The sequence below is a fragment of the Caulobacter sp. AP07 genome (genome assembly GCF_000281955.1).
Lineage (GTDB): Bacteria > Pseudomonadota > Alphaproteobacteria > Caulobacterales > Caulobacteraceae > Caulobacter.
The window spans coordinates 1-19,333 of record NZ_AKKF01000125.1; the positions used below are offsets into that span (position 1 = coordinate 1).

The window sequence follows — 19,333 nt, forward strand, 5'->3', positions numbered from 1 at the left end:
GGGAGAGGGTGTTATTTTTGGCGCCGGCCTTGCCTTCGCCGTCGTCCGAGACCCTCGGCTCGGGCCACTGATGCTTGGTGTTGTCGCCGCCGCCAGGGCCGCCCCAGCGGTCGGCGGCGGGGTTCTTGTCGGGCATGTCAGCGGTCCTGGACGTTGCCGGAGCGGCTGGTGTTCTGGGCCAGGTTGCCGTGGCGGCCCTGCTCGGCCAGGTTCACGTCGGCGTTGCCGGGATCGTGCGACTGCAGGCCGTCATGGCCGCCGCGGCCGGCGATCTCGGGCTTCTGGCCCTTGAAGGCGCGTTGTTCGGGGGGAATGGGCGGAGCCTTGGACATCGGTTTCCTCCATGTCTGCCCCCTTGAACCGATCCCCCGGGCCCCCGGTTCCCAAGGCCGCGCTCCCGCCGTGGTCAGCGCGGCGGGGCGTTGGGGTCGGAGGGAATCGCGCCCGGCTCCTCGGGCTCGATCTTGACGCGGTAGGTGATCATGTCGGGCGTGACCTCGTCGATCTGGATGGCCAGGTCGCGGACATTGACGACCTTCAGCGCCTCCGGGAAATCCTGGGTCTGGCCGCTGGCCGGATTGACGTAGTCGTCGCCCGAATAGCCGCGCACCTCGAACCGCACCTTGCCGTCGGCGAGCCCCGCGAAGGCCACGTCATAGATGATCCCCGAGGTGTTTGGGTCGTAGTCGGCCGGGTCGGGACTCTGGGGGCCCTTGGCGTAGTCGCGCGGCGGAACCAGCGCCGCGCCCAGCGCCGCGTGTCTCCGCTCACTGAACGTGTCGGCGCTGGGCGCCGGGAGCTCGGGGGCGCCGTCGGGCGGATTCACATCGCCCCCGGGCGCGGAGGCCGCGTCGAGCAGATGGCAGCTCTTGTCGGCCTGGACGTTCTGGATGTCGATGACCCGCAGGGCGTTGCCGTCGCCGTCCTCCTCGTACTCGCCGATCACCTCGGCGTAGACCGGCGCCTTCAGGGTGGCCAGGCGCGCCGCCAGGGCGGCCACGGGCTCTTCCGGCGCGCTGTCCTTGAGCACGTAGCGGTTCTCGACCAGGTCGCAGCGGGTCAGCACGACCTGGTCGCGCTCGACCTTGACCGTGCCGATGTAGAGGTCCTGAGCCTGGGCCGTCGCGGCGACCGTCAACAGGGCCAGCGACAGAAGCGGGGTCACGAGGCGTTGGCGGGGCATCGGCCTATTCCACTTCGAGACGATAGCTGCAGCCGGCCAGGACCTGGCCGGGGTGCGAGGTGACGGTCGAGACGTTCAGGGTGATCCGCGTGGCGAAGGTGCTGTCGCCGACCTTCTCGGTGGTCTCGGCGATCAGCCGGTCGCCGAGGAACTTGCCGGGCGTGTCGATCGCCGGAACGATCTCCAGCTGCCTGGCCAGGGGATGCGGGTCGGCCTCGTCGAGAATGGCCAGCGGACCGGAACTGTTGAAGGCGACGCGGCGGGTCGCGCGGCCGAACACCGTGATCGGCGCGGCCAGGCGGTACTCCTTGAGCAGGAAGTTGGCCGATTCCACCTCGGTCAGGCCCAGATGCGCGCGGGCGGCCGCGCCGTCCTCGCCGGCCAGCCAGAAGGCGAAGCCGTTGTAGCTGGGCACGTCGTAGGTCTGGCATTCGACCAGCTTGGCCAGGTCGACGGTGGCGGGATCGAAGTCCTCGTCCTCGCGCGCCATCGCCGCGAGCGGCCCCGTCATCGTCATCGTCATCGCCAGGGCCAGCAGGCCGGCGGTCACCGTCTTGATCATGGGCCTAGAACTCGCTCGGGCTCGAAGCGTTGCCGCGAATCCGGAATTCGACGCCAGGACCTGTGGAGCATTTCGCGACGGCCGGCGAAAGAGGGGACGCCGTCTCGCATGGGGCGAAGCCGCCGGGTCTCTCGACCGCCTTGCCCACAAGGCCGGAACGCCCGGTGACGGCCATGCAAATACGCCCTTTGGATGGCCTGAAAATGATACCGCTAACTTTTTTCTTTTCGTCCACGTAACGACGTGTCTATGTTGATGACACCGGTGGCATAACACCGGGCCAATGGCGGCCTTCGAACCGCCAACCGAGACAAATGGGGAGGAAAGACATGACTCAGAGGAAGATTCCGCACGCCCGCGCGTTGCTGCGCCAGGCCTCCTGGATCGCCCTGGCGGCGGCCGGGACCCTGGCCCTTTCAGCGAACGCGGCCCAGGCCCAGATCACCACGCCGGCCGCGAACGACGCCGCCACCGTCGAGGAGGTGGTGGTCACCGGCTATCGCGCCGCGCTGGAAAGCGCCCTGAACCTCAAGCGGCGTTCGAACGTGATGATCGACGCCATCAACGCCGAGGACATCGCCGACTTTCCCGACGCCAACCTGGCCGAGTCGCTGCAGCGCCTGCCGGGCGTCTCGATCGACCGCGACAACGGCGAAGGCCGCACCATCACCGTGCGCGGCCTGGGCAGCGACTTCACCCGCGTGCGGCTGAACGGCCTGGAGGCGCTGTCGACCGCCGGGTCCAACGACTCGGGCACCAGCCCCAACCGCAGCCGCGGCTTCGACTTCAGCGTCTTCGCCTCGGAGCTGTTCAGCTCGCTGCAAGTGCGTAAGACCCAGTCGGCCGAGACCGACGAGGGCTCGCTGGGCGCCACCGTCGACCTGATCACCGGCCGGCCCCTCAACTTCAAGGGCCGCCGCCTGGCCCTGTCGCTGCAGGACGCCTATTACGAGAACGGCGGCCATCACAGCCCGCGCGTGGCGACCCTGGTCTCGGACCGCTGGGACACCAACTGGGGCCAGTTCGGGGCCCTGTTCTCGCTGGCCTACAACAAGCGCAAGCAGACCACCGACAGCTATCTGCGCAGCCCCGGCGTGCAGGACTACACCTACCGGCAGTCGCCGTTCAACACGACGCCGAACCCGACCGCGAGCGCCACCAATCCCTCGGTCTCGACCCAGAACCGCATGGGCTTCGCGGCGCCGATCGGCACGGTCTGCAACGGCGTGGCCGGCGGGCTCAACGGCCTGGTTCCTGGCCTGAACGTCACCAACCTGGGCGCCTGCGCGGCGATGATCGGCTCCAACCCCGCCGCCTACGCCCTGATCAACAACCCGATCGGCCAGACCCTGACCACCGTCCGCACCCCGGTGCTGGACGCCAACGGCAATCCGACCGGCGCCTTCACCAACGTCACCACCACCACCGGCCCCGGCTCGCTGATCCGCATCCCGGCCCTGGCCACCCTCAACCAGCAGCAGCTGGAGCAGGACCGCCTGGGCATGAACGCCTCGCTGCAATGGCGGCCGACCGACCGCACCACGGTCAGCGTCGACGGCGTCTATTCGCGCTTCTACAACGACTCGCAGAACTTCCAGATCAGCACCGTCGGCCTCAACCGTCGCGGCGCCGCGGTCGGCTACCAGACCGCCACGGCGGCCACGACCCCGGCCACGCGCCGCGGCTTCTACGACACCTGCGTGCAGCGCGACGCGACGCCGATCCTGGGCGGCATCGACTGCGGGCAGTCGCTGAACGGAACCTCCCCGGTCGCCGGTACGGTCGCCAGCTTCAACCCCAACAACCTCGAGCCCTACGACTATTACAACAGCCCCAGCTCGGTGGGTTACATCGCCCCGGGCCAGCCCGGCTACGACCCGCTGGGCATGAGCTACCGCAACGCCCTGATCGGCCGCAACAGCACCTATCTGATCGACGCCGCCCTCAGCCCGGGCGGCCAGAACGCCGACTATCTGAAGCTGGGCAATATCGACGTCCGCTCGGCCGACGACCAGCAGACCTACACGACCTTCTTCCAGCAGGGCTCGATCAACATCGAGCACGAGTTCAGCGATCGCCTGAAGGTGGTCGCCCTGTACGGCCGGTCGCGCTCGGTCAACAAGAGCACCGGACTGCTGACGGAGTACAACCGCCTCGACTCCGGCAAGGGCGTGGCCGGCAACGACTACCTGATCTACGACGCGCGCGGCGACGGCGACATGCCGTTGCTGAACTTCGGCTTCGACACCGCCAATCCGGCCAACTGGGACTTCGTCAAAGGCTATTCGGCCGTGCGGGTCTTCAAGCGGGTGGCCGACAACCACTACGAAGGCGGCAAGTTCGACCTGTCCTACGAGGCGGACGACAACCTGACGGTCAAGGTCGGCTTCAACCAGCGCAAGTACCAGTTCGCGACCACCCAGTACCGCCGCACCGGCACCGAAACCATCAATCCCAGCCTCAAGGAGGCGGGCAGTTCGGTCGCCGCGACCAGCCGGACCATCAGCTGGGGCAAGGGGCTGGACGTTCCCACCGGCACGCCGACCAGCTTCATCGCGCCCGACAACCAGAAGTTCCTCGACCTGCTCGACTTCGACTGCAACTGCATCAACAAGTGGGGCGACTGGCGCACCTCGTACCAGACCAACGCCTCGGAAACCTATTCGGTCGATGAGACCGACACCGGCGCCTACGTGCAGTTCGACGGCAATACCGAGGTCTTCGACCGCACCCTGCGCGGCAACTTCGGCATCCGCTACGCCCAGACCGAGGTCGAGGCCAACGGCCTGACCAACACCTCGCGGGTGGTGTCGGCGACCAACAAGTACCACGACATCCTGCCGGCCCTGAACCTGGCCTACGAGGTCTCCGACACCATGATGGTCCGCTTCGGCGCGGCCAAGGTCATGGCGCGGCCCCTGCTGGGCAACCTGGCCCCGTCGATCACCGCCTTCACGGTGCCGACCACCGCCGGCGTCAGCGACGGCGGCGGAATCACCCTGGGCAACCCCAAGCTGGCGCCGTTCCGGGCGATCAATTACGACCTCAGCTTCGAGTGGTACTTCACCCAGGGCGCCCTGTTCTCGGTGGCGGTGTTCGACAAGGACATCAGCAGCTTCCCGCAGACCGTCATCGGCGCCGGGCCGCTGACCTCGATCCTCGACTCCGCGGCCATCGCCGAGCTGCGGGCGTCGCAGACCAACGTCAATTCCCTGGCCTATATCGACGCCAACAATTCGTTCAACATCCGCCAGTTCCGCGACGCGCCGGGCGGCTATATCCGCGGCGTCGAGCTCAGCTACCAGCAGAACCTGACCTTCCTGCCGTGGTTCCTCGACAAGCTGGGCGTCCAGGCCAACTACACCCACCTGGAATCCGAGCTGAAATACATCATCGATCCGGGCGCGCCGGCCGTGAAGAACGCCGCCGGCGTCGTCACCACACCGGCCCGGGCCCTGATCGTGGCCCCGGGGCCGTTCACCGGCGCCTCGCCGGACGCCTTCAACTTCACGGTCTATTACGACACCGGAAAATGGGCGGCGCGGGTCTCCACCGCCTACCGCGCCAAGTACTACACGACCTATCCGATCGCCTCGGGCACCTGCGATCCGGGCTTCTGCGACTCGCCGCTGGTCAACGACTTCGTCGGCAGCAAGGCGACGACCAATGTCGACTTCTCGGCCTCCTACAAGTTCACCAAGAACGTGTCGCTGAACGTCGAGGCCCTGAACCTGACCAACCAGACCACCAACCGCTTCGGCTACGCCGAAGACCCGGTGGTCACCCAATACGGCTCCACCGGCCGGCAGGTCTTCGTCGGCATGCGGATGGTCTTCTAGCCCTCCCCCGGGGAGCACTCGGGCGGCGTCGGGATTTGTCCCCTGGCGTCGCCCATCTCTTTTCGAGCGTCCATAGTCGCGTTCGCGTCAACTGTTCTGGAGTTCCCGATGCCCCATCCCACTCGTCGACTGGCCCTGGGTTCGCTGCTCACCGGGGCCGCCGTCGCGGCGACGCCGTCGTTGTCGGAGGCGGCCGGCCTGGCCGCGTCGCCGGCGGCGCCCGACACCGGCGGCGCCGAATGGGCCAAGGGGATCGAGGGCCAGCGCAAGGCCGACCTGGGCAACGGGACCTTCCTCAATCCGGTCCTGGCCGGCGACCGCCCCGACCCGTCGATCCTCAAGGACGGCGACGTCTACTACATGACCCACTCGTCGTTCGACGCCTATCCGGGCCTGCTGATCTGGCGCTCGACCGACCTGGTCAACTGGGCTCCGGTCGTGGCGTCGCTGAAGACCAACATCGGTTCGGTCTGGGCGCCCGAGATCTGCAAGCACAAGGGCCGCTACTACATCTACATCCCGGCCAAGTACCCCAACAACAACACCAGCTACGTGATCTGGGCCGACAGGATCGAGGGCCCGTGGTCCGAGCCGGTCGACCTGAAGCTGCCCCGCTACATCGACCCCGGCCACGTGGTCGACGAGCACGGCGTGCGCTGGCTGTTCCTGTCGGGCGGCGACCGCATCCAGCTGGCCCCCGACGGCCTGTCGACGGTCGGCAAGCCCGAGCACGTCTACGACCCGTGGCATTACCCTGAGGACTGGGACGTCGAGGGCTTCTCGCCCGAGGGCCCCAAGGTGATGAAGCGCGGCGAGTACTATTACCTGGTCACCGCGGTGGGCGGCACGGCCGGCCCGCCGACCGGCCACATGGTCATCGTCGCGCGATCCAAGTCCCTGGCCGGTCCGTGGGAGGACGATCCCCGGAACCCGGTCGTGCGCACGACGAACAATTCCGAGAAGTGGTGGTCGCGCGGCCACGCCACCCTGGTCGAGGGTCCGGCCGGCGACTGGTGGACCGTCTATCACGGCTACGAGAACGGCTTCTACACCCTGGGCCGCCAGACCCTGCTGGCCCCGGTGACCTGGACCAAGGACGGCTGGTTCGAGGTCGGCGGTGGTGACCTGTCCAAGCCGTTGGCCAAGCCCCAAGGCACGGCAAAGGGGGGCGGCAAGGCCGGGCCGCACGGCATGGCGCTGTCGGACGACTTCAGCGCCGACAAGTACGGCGTGCAGTGGAACTTCTTCGACCCCAAGCCGGGCGAGCAGGCGCGGATGTCGCGGGCCGGCGGCGTGCTGACCCTGAAGGGGGCGGGCGAGGCCCCGTCGACCGGCGCGCCGCTGATCTTCGTGGCCGGCGACCAGGCCTATGAGATCGAGTGCGAGATCGACATCGACCCCGACACCCGGGCCGGCCTGATCCTGTTCTACGACCGCCAGCTCTATTGCGGCCTGGGCTTCGACGCCAAGAACTTCGTCACCCACCAGTACGGCATCGAGCGCGGCCGGCCGGCCAATCCGCATGGGGCGAAGATGCTGATGCGGCTGCGCAACAACCGCCACATCGTCAGCTTCCACACCAGCGGAGACGGCGGCGTCACCTGGAAGCGCTTCGACCGGGGCATGGAGGTCTCGGGCTACCACCACAATGTGCGCGGCGGCTTCCTGATGCTGAAGCCGGGTCTCTACGCGGCGGGCAAGGGCTCGGCGCGGTTCCGGAACTTCAAGTACCGGGCGCTGGCGTGAGCATGAAACACCTCCTCCTCGCCGCCGCGCTGCTGGCGGCGCCGGTCGCCGCGACGGCCCAGGTCCCCGCCGAGCCGCCGCCGTTCAGGGCGGTGAAGATCGTGCTGGTCGGCGACTCGACCACGGCGGTCCAGAGCGGCTGGGGCTCCAGCTTCTGCGGCAAGCACGTCACCTCGTTCGCCGCCTGCATCAACCTGGCGCGCGGCGGCCGCAGCAGCGGCAGCTACCGCGCCGAGGGCTCCTGGGCCCTGGCGCTGCGCGAGATCGGCTCGGGCGGGTTCATGGACACCTATGTGCTGATCCAGTTCGGCCACAACGACCAGCCGGGCAAGCCGGGCCGTTCGACCGACCTGGCCACCGAGTTTCCGGCCAACATGAAGCGCTATGTCGAGGAGGTGAGGGCGGCCGGCGGCAAGCCGGTGCTGGTCACGCCCCTGACCCGTCGCCAGTTCAAGGACGGCCAACTGATCGACGACCTGGGCCCCTGGGCCCTGGCCGTCCGCAAGGTGGCCGCCGAGACCGGGGCGCCGCTGGTCGATCTCCACGCCGACAGCTTCGCGGCCGTGCAGGCGATGGGGGCCGCCGAGGCTGCCCGCCTGGCCCAGAAGCCGCCCCCGCCCGAGGTGCTGGCCGCCGCCCGGACGGGCACGACGATCGCCGCCAACCCGACGCCGGCGCCGGTTCCAGCCGCGGCGCCGACACCCGCTCCGTCGCAGAACAACACCGCCGTCGAGCCCATGGGCCAGGCCAAGCTGGCGTTCGACTACACCCATCTGGGCGAGGCCGGGGCGGACTATTTCGCGGTGCAGGTCGCGGGCGATCTGGCCAGGGCCGTGCCCGCCCTGCGACGCTATCTGATTCCCTGATCGCGCCGGAAAGGCCTCGACCATGACCGTGACACGAAGGACCACCCTCGGCGCCCTGACCGCCGGCGCGACCGCCCTGGGCGCCGCGCGGTCGGTCGCCGCGCCTGCGGCCGCGTCGCCCCACCGGCTGTGGTATCGCCAGCCCGCCAAGGAATGGGTCGAGGCCCTGCCGGTCGGAACGGGGCGCATCGGCGCGATGGTGTTCGGCGGCGTCGCCGAGGAGCGCCTGCAGCTCAACGACGACACCCTGTGGGCCGGCGGACCCTATGACCCGGTCAACCCGCAGGCCCGCGCCGCCCTGCCGGAGATCCGCCGGCTGATCGCGGCCGGCGATATCGCCGAGGCCACCAAGGTCGCCGACGCCCGCTTCCTGGCCACGCCCCGATACCAGATGTCTTACCAGACGATCGGCGACCTGCGGCTGGCCTTCCCGGGCCTGCCGGAGACGGCGGACGACTATGTGCGCGACCTCGACCTGGACGGGGCGATCGCCACGACCCGGTTCTCGGCCGGCGCGACGCGCTTCACCCGCGAGGTGATCGCCAGCGCGCCGGACCGGGTGATCGCCGTGCGCCTGACGGCCGACAAGGCCAAGGCCTTGTCGCTGGACCTGTCGTTCGCCAGCCCGTTGAACTCGCGGCCCACGGCGCGCGCCGAGGGCGCCGACACCCTGGTGCTGGCCGGAACCGGCGAGGCCCAGAACGGCGTCGAGGCGGCGCTGAAGTTCGAGTGCCGGGTGCGGGTGCTCAACAAGGGCGGAACGGTCGTCGCCGACGGCGCGGGCTTGGCCGTGCGGGGCGCCGACGAGGTGCTGCTGCTGATCGCCTCGGCCACCAGCTATCGCCGGTTCGACGATGTCGGCGGCGATCCGGCTGCGATCAACCGCACGGCGGTCGAGGCCGCGTCGGCCAGGCCGTGGCGAGACCTGCTGGCCCGCCACCAGGCCGATCACCGCAAGCTGTTCCGCCGCGTCGCCGTCGACCTCGGGACCACCTCGGCGGCGCTCAAGCCGACCGACGAACGCATCAAGGCGTCGCCGACCACCGACGACCCGGCCCTGGCCGCCCTCTACTACCAGTACGGCCGCTACCTGCTGATCGCCTGCTCGCGCCCGGGCGGCCAGCCGGCCAACCTGCAGGGCCTGTGGAACGACCAGGCCGCGCCGCCCTGGGGCAGCAAGTACACGATCAACATCAACACCGAGATGAACTACTGGCCGGCCGAGCCGACCGGCTTGGCCGAGTGCGTCGCGCCGCTGGTCGAGATGGTCCGCGACCTGTCGGTCACCGGGGCCCGCACCGCCCAGGCGATGTACGGCGCGCGCGGCTGGGTCGCCCACCACAACACCGACCTGTGGCGGGCCACGGCCCCGATCGACGGCGCCAAGTACGGCGTCTGGCCCACCGGCGGGGCCTGGCTCTGCAAGCACCTGTGGGACCATTACGACTACGGCCGCGACCAAGCCTATCTGGCCGACGTCTATCCGCTGATGAGGGGCGCGGCGCTGTTCTTCGTCGACACCCTGGTGCGCGACCCCCGGACCGGCCAGGTGGTCACCAGCCCGTCGATCTCGCCGGAGAACGACCACGGCCACGGCGGGTCGCTGGTCGCCGGACCGACCATGGACCAGGCCATCATCCGCGACCTGTTCTCCAGCTGCATCGCCGCCGCCGCGATCCTCGGGACCGACGCGCCCTTGGCGGCCATACTGGCCGCCGCCCGCGACCGGCTGGCGCCTTACAAGATCGGCAAGGACGGCCAGCTCCAGGAATGGCAGGACGACTGGGACGCCGACGCCAAGGAGATCCACCACCGGCACGTCTCGCACCTGTACGGCCTGTTCCCCAGCGACCAGATCGCCATCGACAAGACGCCCGCCCTGGCGGCGGCGGCGCGCAGGTCTCTCGAGATCCGGGGCGACCTGTCGACCGGCTGGGCCATCGCCTGGCGGCTGAACCTGTGGGCGCGGCTGGGGGAGGGGGATCACGCGCACGGCATCCTCGGCCTGCTGCTGGGTCCCGAGCGCACCTATCCCAACATGTTCGACGCCCATCCGCCGTTCCAGATCGACGGCAATTTCGGCGGGACCTCGGGGATGACCGAGATGATCCTGCAGAGCCGCAACGGCGAGATCCTGCTGCTGCCCGCCTTGCCCTCGGCCTGGCCCAGCGGACGGCTGACCGGCCTGCGGGCCCGGGGGGCGGTCGGGGTCGACGTGGTCTGGGCGCGCGGCCGGCTGGAGTCGGCGGTGTTCACCGCCGCCGCCGACGGCCGCCACCATGTCCGCTACGCCGGCGGGGCGATCGACCTGGACCTGAAGGCGGGCCAGCGCGTCCGGCTGACGGCCCGCGACGGCGTTCTGAGAAAGGCCTGAACGCGATGACGGTCCCCCTGGCGCGCCGCGCGGTCCTGGCCGTCGCCCTGCTGCTCGCCCTGGGCGCCGGGCCGGCTTTGGCGGCCGTCAAGCTGCGGGTCGGGGGCGCCCACGCGGACCACGCGACCGTCCAGGCGGCCGTCGACGCCTTGCCGGCGGCGGGCGGGACCGTCGAGATCGCGCCGGGCGAATATCGCGAGAAGCTGGCCATCGCCAAGCCGGGGGTGCGCCTGGTCGGCAAGGGCAGGGCGGCGTCGGACGTGGTGCTGGTGTGGAGCGACGCCTCGGTCACGGCGGGCGGCACGATCAAGTCGGCGTCGGTCACGGTGTCCGGCGACGGCTTCTCGGCCCGCGACCTGACCATCCAGAACGACTTCCACCTGAAGGACACAAGAGCCTCGCAGGCGGTGGCCCTGGCCATCACCGCCGACCGCGCCGTGCTGCGGAACGTGCGGCTGCTGGGCGCGCAGGACACCCTCTACGCCGCCAGCAGGAAGGGCCGGCCCAGCCGGCAGTATTTCCGCGACTGCTATATCGAGGGCCACGTCGATTTCATCTTCGGCGACGCCAAGGCGTTCTTCGACCGCTGCACGATCCACGGGATCGCCCATGACGGGGTGTTGCTGACCGCCCAGAGCAAGAACAGTCCGGACCAGGACAGCGGCTACGTGTTCGACCGTTGTCGGATCACCGCCGACCCGGCGGCGCGCGACATCTATTTCGGCCGCGCCTGGCGGCCCTACGCCACCGTGGTCTTCCTGCGCACCCGGATCGACGCGCCGCTCGAGCCGGCCGGCTGGCGCGAGTGGACGCCCGGCAAGACCGACACCTTCTCCACCGCCTACTACGCCGAATACGCCTCGAGCGGCCCGGGCGCGAACCCGGCCGCGCGCGAGCCCCGCAGTCACGCCCTGACCAAGGCCGAGGCCAAGCGGTGGTCGCGGCGCGTCTTCCTGGCCGGCCCGGACGGCTGGCGACCCTGATGCTGAAACGGACGATGAGCATGCCAAGCTTGAAGACCGCCGCCTTGCTGGTCGCCCTGTCCCTGGCCATTCAAGGCTCCGCCCAGGCGGGCGTGGTGGGCGAGGTCGTACCCGCCCAGCCGCTGACCGCCGAGCGGATCGCCACGCTTCCCGCACCCGAGCAGGCCGCCTGGCGGGACTACCTCAAGCGGTCGCTTTCGCGGATGAAGGCCGACGAAGACGCGCTGGTCGCCGAACGCGGCGGCCAGCCCGCGCCGCCGCCGCCCGCCGAGGGCGGTGGAGCCAAGTCCATGCCGCTGGACCGCCCGGCGGCCTGGTACGGGACGGCCGAGGCGCGCCACGTCGCCGACGTGATCGTCAGCTTCCAGACCCCGGCCGGCGGCTGGGGCAAGAACCAGTCCCGGGCCGGCGCGCTGCGCCAGCCCGGCCAGGCTTATGTGTCGCACGGCGAGGGCTATGTCGGCACGTTGGACAACGACGCCACGGTGACCGAGCTGCGGTTCCTGGCCCGCGTCGCCGGCCAGGCTTCCGAGGCCGACGGCAAGGCCTACCGCGCCAGCCTGCTGCGTGGCGTCGGCTACCTGCTGGAGGCCCAGTACCCGAACGGCGGCTGGCCGCAGGTCTGGCCTTTGCAGGGCGCCTATCATGACGCCGTCACCTACAATGACGGCGCGATGGTCGCGGCGGTCAGGCTCCTGGAGACGGTCGCGGCGGGGCAGGGCGACTACGCCTTCGTTCCCGCTGAATTCCGGGCGCGGGCCGCCGCCGCGAAGGATCGCGCCGTCGCCTGCATCCTGGCGAGTCAGGTGGTGGTCGACGGGCGCCGGACGGTCTGGGCCCAGCAGCACGACGCCCTGACCCTGGGGCCGGTCGGGGCCCGCAACTTCGAGCCGGGCGCGCTGTCGAGCGCCGAAAGCGCCGACATCCTGGTCTATCTGATGAGCCTGCCCGACCCGTCGCCCGAGGTCGCCGCCGCGATCCGGGGCGGGGCTCGGTGGCTGTCCGACGCCGCCCTGCGCGACGTCGCCTGGACCCCGGCCGATCCGACCCTGGGGCGCCGTCTCGTCGCCCAGCCCGGGGCCGGTCCGCTGTGGGCCCGGTACTACGACATCGCCAGCGGCAAGCCGGTCTATGGCGATCGCGACAGGTCGGTCCATGACGACGTCAACGACCTGAGCCTGGAGCGCCGCAACGGCTATGCCTGGTTCAACACCGCGCCCCTGAAGGTGGCCGAAGCCTACCGCCGGTGGGCCGCGACCCACCCCTAGCCCGGGTTTCGGGTTCCGCGGCGACAGCTTCGCCTCGCCGCTCGTCGGACGTCGAGTTGAATTGACAACGTTATCAGTGTGCGCTCAATGTCACGCGTCACCGGGCGTTTCGATGGCCGGCGGAAGCTGGCCGGGGAAGGGGTCGCGTGCCGACGGCGACGATGTGGAGATGGCGAAACCCGGGTTCAGTCGAGGCTGGCCATGGCGCACGCATCGCCGCGACCTTGCCGAAGCCAAGAGAAGCCATAACAAAATGCGGCGCCAGGCCGCTGGGAGGAAATCAATGACGGGCAAGTCAGCAATCGGCCGGACGAGCGTCCTGGTCGCGGCCTTGGCCACGGGCTTGGCGGGCGCGCCGGCTTGGGCGGCCGACGCGCCGGCGGGCGTGGTCAAGATCGACAGCGGGCGGCTGCAGGGCGTGGTCAAGGACGGGGTCGAGGCGTTCAAGGGCGTGCCCTTCGCCGCGCCGCCGGTCGGCGACCTGCGCTGGCGGGCCCCGGCGCCGGCTCCGGCCTGGAGCGGCGTGCGCGTGGCGACCCAGTACGGCCACGACTGCGCCCAGAAGCCGTTCCCCAGCGACGCCGCGCCGCTGGGCACGGAGCCGGCCGAGGATTGCCTAGTGATGAACGTCTGGCGCCCGACGGCGCCCGCCGCGGCCAAGCGGCCGGTGATGGTCTGGATCTATGGCGGCGGCTTCGTCAACGGCGGGTCCTCGCCCGAGGTCTATGCCGGCGACCAGTTCGCCAAGCAGGGCGTGGTCTTCGTCAGCTTCAACTACCGGGTCGGCCGCTTCGGCTTCTTCGCCCACCCGGCCCTGACCAAGGAGAACCCCAAGGGGCCGCTGGGCAACTACGGGTTCATGGATCAGATCGCGGCCCTGAAATGGGTGCAGCGCAACATCGCCGCCTTCGGGGGCGACCCGGCCAATGTCACCATCGTCGGCGAGTCGGCCGGCGGCTTCTCCGTCCACACCCTGCTGACCTCGCCGGCCGCCAAGGGCCTGTTCCACAAGGCGATCATCGAGTCCGGCGGCGGGCGCGGCACCATGACGCCCGGCCGCAAGGTCAGCGGCCAGGCTCCGGGCGGGCCAGCCTCCGGCGAGTCGATCGGGGTGGCCTTCGCCCAGAAGGCCGGGGTCTCCGGCGAAGACGCCGCCGCCTTGGCCGCCCTGCGCGCCTTGCCCGCCGACAAGGTGGTCGACGGCCTGAACATGATGAGCATGTTCGGCAATCCGACCTATGCCGGGCCGATGACCGACGGCCAGATCGTGGTCGACGAGCCCGAGACGATCTACCGGGCCGGTGGCGGGGCCAATGTGCCGCTGATGGTCGGCGCCACCAGCATGGACATCGGCTTCTCCTTCGCCCGCAGCCTTGACGAGGTCTACGCCCCGTTCGGGCCTGAGCGGCGGGCGGCGGCGCAGGCCGCCTATGATCCCACGGGCTCCAACAACCTGCGGGCCATCGGGACCCTGACGGCCAGCGACCGGATGATGGTCGAGCCGGCGCGGTTCATGGCCAGGGCCTGGGCGGCGGACAAGCGGCCGGTCTACGCCTTCCGCTTCTCCTATGTGGCCGAGTCCATGCGCAAGGAATGGCCGGGCGCGCCGCACGCCACCGAGATTCCGTACGTGTTCGACACGGTCAAGGCCAAGTACGGCGCGGCCCTGACGCCGGCCGACGCCCAGATGGCGCGGCTCACCAACAGCTACTGGGTCGCCTTCGCCAAGACCGGCGACCCGAACGGGGCCGGCCTGCCGACCTGGCCGGTCTACGACGCGGCCGGCGACCAGATCCTCGACTTCGCCAATGACGGGGTCGCGGCCAAGGCCGATCCGTGGAAGGCGCGGCTGGACCTGACGCAGCAGGTGGCCGACAGCGCCAAGCCCTAGGAAGGTGCGGCCTCGTCCCCCCTCCGGACGGGGCCGCTTCCTTTTCGAATCCGCGCTATATCTGCATCCAAGAACCGCCGCGCCTGCCTGGCCGGTGGGAGGAGGGCGTTCGCGCGTGACGACGACGATCAAGGACGTGGCCGCCCGAGCCGGCCTGTCGGTGATGACGGTGTCGCGGGTGCTGAACGGCGAGCGCCACGTCAGCGCCGAGGCCCGCGCCAAGGTGCAGGACGCCATCGAGGCGCTCGACTTCCGGCGCAACACCTTCGCGCGCGGCCTTCCGGGTTCGCGGTCGTTCCTGATCTGCCTGGTGATCCCGGAAATGATCCCGGCCTATGTGGCGGAGTTCCAGCACGGCGCGATCGAGTCCTGTCGCGCCAAGGGCTACCACCTGGTGGTGCTGCCCTATGAGACCGGCGCGGACGCCGCGGCCGGCGTGGTGGCGGGCGCGGTGGCCTCGCTGCGGCCGGACGGCTTCCTGCTGCTACCGCCGATCACCGACGACCAGGCGGTGCTGGACGTGCTGGACCGGTCGGAAACCCCCTATGTCCGGATGGCGCCGCTGACCGAGCTTGAGCGGGCGTCATCGATCTCGATGGACGACGCCGAGGCCGCCCGAAGGATGACGGCGGCGCTGCTTGACCTTGGTCACGGGCGGATAGGCTTCTTCACCGGACCGCCCGACCACGCCGCCTCCGTCTGGCGGCTGGAAGGCTATCGCCGCGCGCTCCAGGAGCGCGGGCTGGCGGTCGATACCCGGCTGGTGCGCGAAGGCGAGGGCGTCTTCGACGGCGACGAGACCGAGGTCGTGGCCTTGCTGACCGGCCCCGACCGGCCCAGCGCCATCTTCGCGTTCAACGACGAGATCGCGCTGGCCGTCATGGCCGTGGCCTATCGGTTGGGCCTGTCCGTGCCCGGAGATCTCTCGGTCGCCGGCTTCGACGACAGCGAGCTCTCGCGGCTGTCCTGGCCGGCCTTGACCACGGTGCGCCAGCCCATCTTCGCCATGGCGGGGGCGGCCGCCGAGCTGGTCATCGCCCAGGCCGAGGCCGGAACCCGGCGCATCGAACACCGGCGGCTGGATTTCGACCTGATGCTCCGCGACACCATCGGGGCGCCCCGGCCCTAGACACCCTTCGGCGGCGCCGTCGAGTCGCGGGGCATGACCTGGAAATCGAAGCCGCGGGCCGCGGGCTCCGGCGTTTCGCCCGCGGTGGCGGCGATCAGCATGTCGGTGGCGGCCGCGCACATCTCCTCGATCGGCTGGCGGACCGTGGTCAGCGGCAGCCAGCTCCTCCGCGCCGCCCAGGTGTCGTCGAAACCGGCCACCGAGACCGCGTCCGGGATGCTCAGGCCCAGTTCCCGCGCCGCGGCCGTGACGCCCAGCGCCATCCTGTCGTTGGCGGCGAAGATCGCGGTGGGGCGGTCGTCGCGCGTCAGCAGCCGGCGACCGGCCTGAATGCCGGACTCGAAGGTGAAGTCGCCCGGGACGACATGGTCCGGCGAGGGGACGAGGCCGGCCTGGTCCATCGCCCGCCGGAAGCCCGCCAGGCGCGGACCGGCGGCGGCGTGTCCCGGCGGCCCCTGGACGAAGCCGATCGTCGCGTGGCCCAGGGCCAGCAGATAGCCGGTGAGCGCGAAAGCGGCCTCGGCGTCGTCGATGAAGACGCAGGGCGAGCGGTCGCGATCCGCGTGGGGCGCGACCCGCACATGGCGCACCTTGAGTCGCTCCAGCGTGGCGATCACGACGGGATCGTCGGAAAGCGGCGGGGTCAGGATCAGGCCGTCCAGCCGCAGGCTCGAGAGGATGTGCTCGATCTGCTGGCCGACGTCGTCCCGGGCGTCCACCGGCTCGATGGCGAGGTGGTAGCCGGCCTCGCGGCAGCGGAGCAGGGCGCCGATCTCCGCCTCGGTGACGAAGCCGTAGTTGGCGGTGTCGTAGAGCAGGCCGATCAGTCGCGACGGCGCGCCGGTCAGGCCGCGGGCGGCGATGTTGGGGCGGTAGCCCAGGGCGTCGGCGGCGGTCAGGACCCGGTCGCGGACCGATTCGCGGACATGCGGCTCGCCGTTCAGCACCCGCGACACCGTCTTGAAGGAGACCTGCGCCTTGCTGGCGACGTCTTTGATCGTCGGTGAACGGTTCAAGCCAAACTCCCGCCGGCGCGCCTACGAGGTCTAGTGACAATCGGTTCGCGCAACCAGAGCTTTAGGGAGTGATAACGTTGTCATAATTGAATTGACAACGTTATCGCATTCGTTTTCCCTTAGGAGACCGACCCGGCGCGATCCGCCGGACGGACCCAAGAACAAAGCAGATGGCCGGGCGCGACTCGGCCACGCAGGGGAGGAAACGATGTCGACACGGGCAATTCTGGCCGCGAGCGCGGCTGTCTCGGTTTTGATTTTCGCGGGCCAGGCCCAGGCGCAGTCGGCGCCTTCGGCTCCGGCGGGGGCGACTAGCTCCTCGGTCGAGATCGAGGAAGTCGTGGTCACCGCCGAACGGCGCGAGCAGACCGCCCAGCGCACGGCGCTGGCCATCACCGCGCTGTCGGCCGACCAGCTGGAAAAGCAGGGCGTGCGCACGGCGACGGACCTGACGACGGTGACGCCCGGCATCCAGATCGGCACGGTCGGGGGATCGGTCGAAATCTCGGTGCGCGGCATCGGCAGCACCAACAACACTGAGGTCGGCGACCCGGCGGTGGCCTTCAATGTCGACGGGGTCTACATGGCCCGTCCGCGCTCGGCCGCCGGCCTGTTCTTCGACCTGGACCGCGTTGAGGTGCTGCGCGGACCGCAGGGCACGCTGTACGGCCGCAACGCCACGGCCGGCAGCCTGAACGTGATCACCAAGAAGCCGACCGCCGAGCGCGAGGCGACGGCCGAGGTCGAGCTGGGCAACTTCGCGCTGGTCCGCGCCAGCGGCGCGCTGAACGTGCCGATCTCGGACAAGGTGATGGCGCGCGGAGCCTTCCAGATCTCCAAGCGCGACGCCTATACCGACAACGCGCCGGCCAACGACTACAACGACGAGGACGCCGTGGCCCTGCGCCTGCACGTCCTGTTCCAGCCGACCGACGACTTCACGCTGCTGCTGAGCGGCGACTATTTCCGCAATGACCGGAACGGTTCGGCGTCGGCGCCCCTGGGTGTGTATTCGGCCGGCGGCGACCCCTACGCCTACCCGATCTCCGTCGCGGGCCACAGCCTCCAGAAGAACTACGGCTTCGCCGCTCAGGCCGACTGGAAACTGCCGTTCGGGGTGCTGACCTATCTGGGGTCGGTCCGCAAGGACGTCGTCCACACGCTGGCGGGGGCGGGGCGCAACTATCCGTTCGGCACAACCCGGCCGTCGAACCGCTGCGAGCCGACGATCCCGCTCGGCTGCAACACCACCTACTTCGACTCCAACGAGCGCCAGCAGACGCACGAACTGCGCCTGGGCAACGCCATCGGCGCGTTCAAGTGGGTCGGCGGGCTCTACTATTTCGACGAGAAGAACGACGTCTACGCCAACTTCTTCCCGGCGGTGGCCTTCGTCCAGCCCGACACCTACGCCGACTCCAAGGCGGCGTTCGCGCAGGGGACCTACAGCTTCAGCGACCGGCTGCGGGCCACGGTCGGCCTGCGCTACACCCGCGACCACAAGGGTCGCACGGGCGGGACCTATATCGGACTGAACCCCAGCGGGACCTGTACCCGGCCGGGCGGGATAACCGGACCGGTCGCCGGCTCGCCGTCCGGATGCCTGCTCTACGCCAACCTCGCCGACTTCACCTGGGAGTCGGTCGACTACAAGGCGGGGCTGGAGTTCGACCTGACGCCGACCTCGCTGCTCTACGCCTCGACCTCGACGGGCTACAAGGCGGGCGGCTACGGCGACGGGCTGCCGCCGGCCAACAACAAGTACGACCCCGAACAGCTGACCGCCTACGAGATCGGCGCCAAGAACCGGTTCCTCGACAACCGCGCCCAACTGAACCTGTCGGCCTTCTATTACGACTACCAGGACTTCCAGGTGAGCGCGATCGGCGTGGTCGCCGGCCAGGCCTCGACCGTGACCGTCAACGCTCCCAAGGCGACGCTGTACGGCGCGGAGCTGGAAGGGCTGCTGCTGATCACCGAGAACGACCGCATCGACGGTTCGGTGTCCTACCTGCACGCTCGGTACGACGATTTCGTGCTGGCGACGGGCGACTCCTTCTCGCCGGGACGGGCCGACTATTCGGGGCTGACCCTGGCCAAGTCGCCGGAATGGACCTTCAACCTGGGCTACCAGCACACTTGGCGCCTGGCCAATGACGGCCAGCTGAGCGCGCGGATCCAGACCCACTACGAGAGCGCCAAGAACCTCGACTACCGCAACTTCGCGGTCACCCGTCAGGGCTCCTACACCAAGACCGACCTGATGGTGACCTATGACGCGCCCGGCGGGGTGTGGAGCCTGATGGCCTACGGCCGCAACCTCGAGGACGAGGCGGTGCTGATCCAGGCCAGCCCCGACGCCCAGAACGCCAACCGCTTCGGCGGCTCCGGCGTCTATGCGCCGCCCCGGCTCTACGGCGTGCAGCTGTCGGCCAAGTTCTAGCCCGAAACCAGGCGGTCCCCGAAGCCGGGGGCC

At 69.9% G+C, this 19,333-nt stretch carries 13 protein-coding genes; 9 read left to right on the top strand and 4 right to left on the bottom strand.

What is annotated here, in order from left to right; all coding sequences use genetic code 11:
* Nucleotides 1-137: 137 nt before the first annotated feature.
* The 3 genes from PMI01_RS07865 to PMI01_RS07880 form a co-directional block, all read right to left on the bottom strand.
* On the bottom strand, nucleotides 138-332 hold the full coding sequence (locus PMI01_RS07865) for a hypothetical protein (RefSeq protein ID WP_007666502.1): 195 nt from the start codon (nucleotides 330-332) through the stop codon (nucleotides 138-140).
* Between the two features lie 74 nt (nucleotides 333-406).
* A complete protein-coding gene (locus tag PMI01_RS27605; RefSeq protein WP_007666503.1) occupies nucleotides 407-1,183 on the bottom strand; it encodes a hypothetical protein in 777 nt (258 codons plus the stop codon).
* A gap of 4 nt (nucleotides 1,184-1,187) precedes the next feature.
* Nucleotides 1,188-1,745 (bottom strand): hypothetical protein, encoded by a 558-nt coding sequence (locus PMI01_RS07880; RefSeq protein WP_007666505.1) that lies wholly within the window; start codon nucleotides 1,743-1,745, stop codon nucleotides 1,188-1,190.
* Nucleotides 1,746-2,074: 329 nt separating this feature from the next.
* Between PMI01_RS07880 and PMI01_RS07885 the strand changes: the two genes are divergently transcribed.
* The 8 genes from PMI01_RS07885 to PMI01_RS07920 all read left to right on the top strand — a co-directional run bounded on the left by PMI01_RS07885 (nucleotide 2,075) and on the right by PMI01_RS07920 (nucleotide 15,841).
* On the top strand, nucleotides 2,075-5,584 hold the full coding sequence (locus PMI01_RS07885) for a TonB-dependent receptor domain-containing protein (protein ID WP_007666507.1): 3,510 nt from the start codon (nucleotides 2,075-2,077) through the stop codon (nucleotides 5,582-5,584).
* 108 nt (nucleotides 5,585-5,692) lie between these two features.
* Nucleotides 5,693-7,330 (top strand): family 43 glycosylhydrolase, encoded by a 1,638-nt coding sequence (locus PMI01_RS07890; protein WP_007666508.1) that lies wholly within the window; start codon nucleotides 5,693-5,695, stop codon nucleotides 7,328-7,330.
* A 2-nt stretch (nucleotides 7,331-7,332) separates the two neighbouring features.
* Complete coding sequence (locus PMI01_RS07895) at nucleotides 7,333-8,196, top strand: rhamnogalacturonan acetylesterase (RefSeq protein ID WP_007666509.1); 864 nt, start codon at nucleotides 7,333-7,335, stop codon at nucleotides 8,194-8,196.
* A gap of 22 nt (nucleotides 8,197-8,218) precedes the next feature.
* A complete protein-coding gene (locus PMI01_RS07900) occupies nucleotides 8,219-10,570 on the top strand; it encodes a glycoside hydrolase family 95 protein (RefSeq protein WP_007666510.1) in 2,352 nt (783 codons plus the stop codon).
* Between the two features lie 5 nt (nucleotides 10,571-10,575).
* Entirely contained in the window at nucleotides 10,576-11,553 is a 978-nt protein-coding gene (locus PMI01_RS07905; RefSeq protein ID WP_007666513.1) for a pectinesterase family protein, read from the top strand.
* Entirely contained in the window at nucleotides 11,553-12,821 is a 1,269-nt protein-coding gene (gene pelA / locus PMI01_RS07910; RefSeq protein WP_007666514.1) for a pectate lyase, read from the top strand. Before PMI01_RS07905 ends, pelA begins: the two co-directional genes overlap by 1 nt.
* A gap of 283 nt (nucleotides 12,822-13,104) precedes the next feature.
* Nucleotides 13,105-14,712, top strand: coding sequence for a carboxylesterase/lipase family protein (locus PMI01_RS07915; protein WP_007666515.1), 1,608 nt, complete (start codon nucleotides 13,105-13,107; stop codon nucleotides 14,710-14,712).
* A gap of 115 nt (nucleotides 14,713-14,827) precedes the next feature.
* Nucleotides 14,828-15,841, top strand: a complete 1,014-nt coding sequence (locus PMI01_RS07920) for a LacI family DNA-binding transcriptional regulator (RefSeq protein WP_007666516.1) — start codon at nucleotides 14,828-14,830, stop codon at nucleotides 15,839-15,841.
* Here the strand turns inward: PMI01_RS07920 and PMI01_RS07925 are convergent.
* Nucleotides 15,838-16,857, bottom strand: coding sequence for a LacI family DNA-binding transcriptional regulator (locus tag PMI01_RS07925; RefSeq protein ID WP_007666517.1), 1,020 nt, complete (start codon nucleotides 16,855-16,857; stop codon nucleotides 15,838-15,840). The two genes, PMI01_RS07920 and PMI01_RS07925, sit on opposite strands and share 4 nt — an antisense overlap.
* 208 nt (nucleotides 16,858-17,065) lie before the next feature.
* Here PMI01_RS07925 and PMI01_RS07930 point away from each other — a divergent pair, with 208 nt between their 5' ends.
* Entirely contained in the window at nucleotides 17,066-19,300 is a 2,235-nt protein-coding gene (locus PMI01_RS07930; protein ID WP_007666518.1) for a TonB-dependent receptor, read from the top strand.
* Nucleotides 19,301-19,333: the final 33 nt, after the last annotated feature.

Bases quoted from the DNA above. Each gene is read 5' to 3' on its own strand.
- PMI01_RS07865 (WP_007666502.1), bottom strand. From the start codon at position 332: ATGTCCAAGGCTCCGCCCATTCCCCCCGAACAACGCGCCTTCAAGGGC.
- PMI01_RS27605 (WP_007666503.1), bottom strand. From the start codon at position 1,183: ATGCCCCGCCAACGCCTCGTGACCCCGCTTCTGTCGCTGGCCCTGTTG.
- PMI01_RS07880 (WP_007666505.1), bottom strand. From the start codon at position 1,745: ATGATCAAGACGGTGACCGCCGGCCTGCTGGCCCTGGCGATGACGATG.
- PMI01_RS07885 (WP_007666507.1), top strand. From the start codon at position 2,075: ATGACTCAGAGGAAGATTCCGCACGCCCGCGCGTTGCTGCGCCAGGCC.
- PMI01_RS07890 (WP_007666508.1), top strand. From the start codon at position 5,693: ATGCCCCATCCCACTCGTCGACTGGCCCTGGGTTCGCTGCTCACCGGG.
- PMI01_RS07895 (WP_007666509.1), top strand. From the start codon at position 7,333: ATGAAACACCTCCTCCTCGCCGCCGCGCTGCTGGCGGCGCCGGTCGCC.
- PMI01_RS07900 (WP_007666510.1), top strand. From the start codon at position 8,219: ATGACCGTGACACGAAGGACCACCCTCGGCGCCCTGACCGCCGGCGCG.
- PMI01_RS07905 (WP_007666513.1), top strand. From the start codon at position 10,576: ATGACGGTCCCCCTGGCGCGCCGCGCGGTCCTGGCCGTCGCCCTGCTG.
- pelA (WP_007666514.1), top strand. From the start codon at position 11,553: ATGCTGAAACGGACGATGAGCATGCCAAGCTTGAAGACCGCCGCCTTG.
- PMI01_RS07915 (WP_007666515.1), top strand. From the start codon at position 13,105: ATGACGGGCAAGTCAGCAATCGGCCGGACGAGCGTCCTGGTCGCGGCC.
- PMI01_RS07930 (WP_007666518.1), top strand. From the start codon at position 17,066: ATGTCGACACGGGCAATTCTGGCCGCGAGCGCGGCTGTCTCGGTTTTG.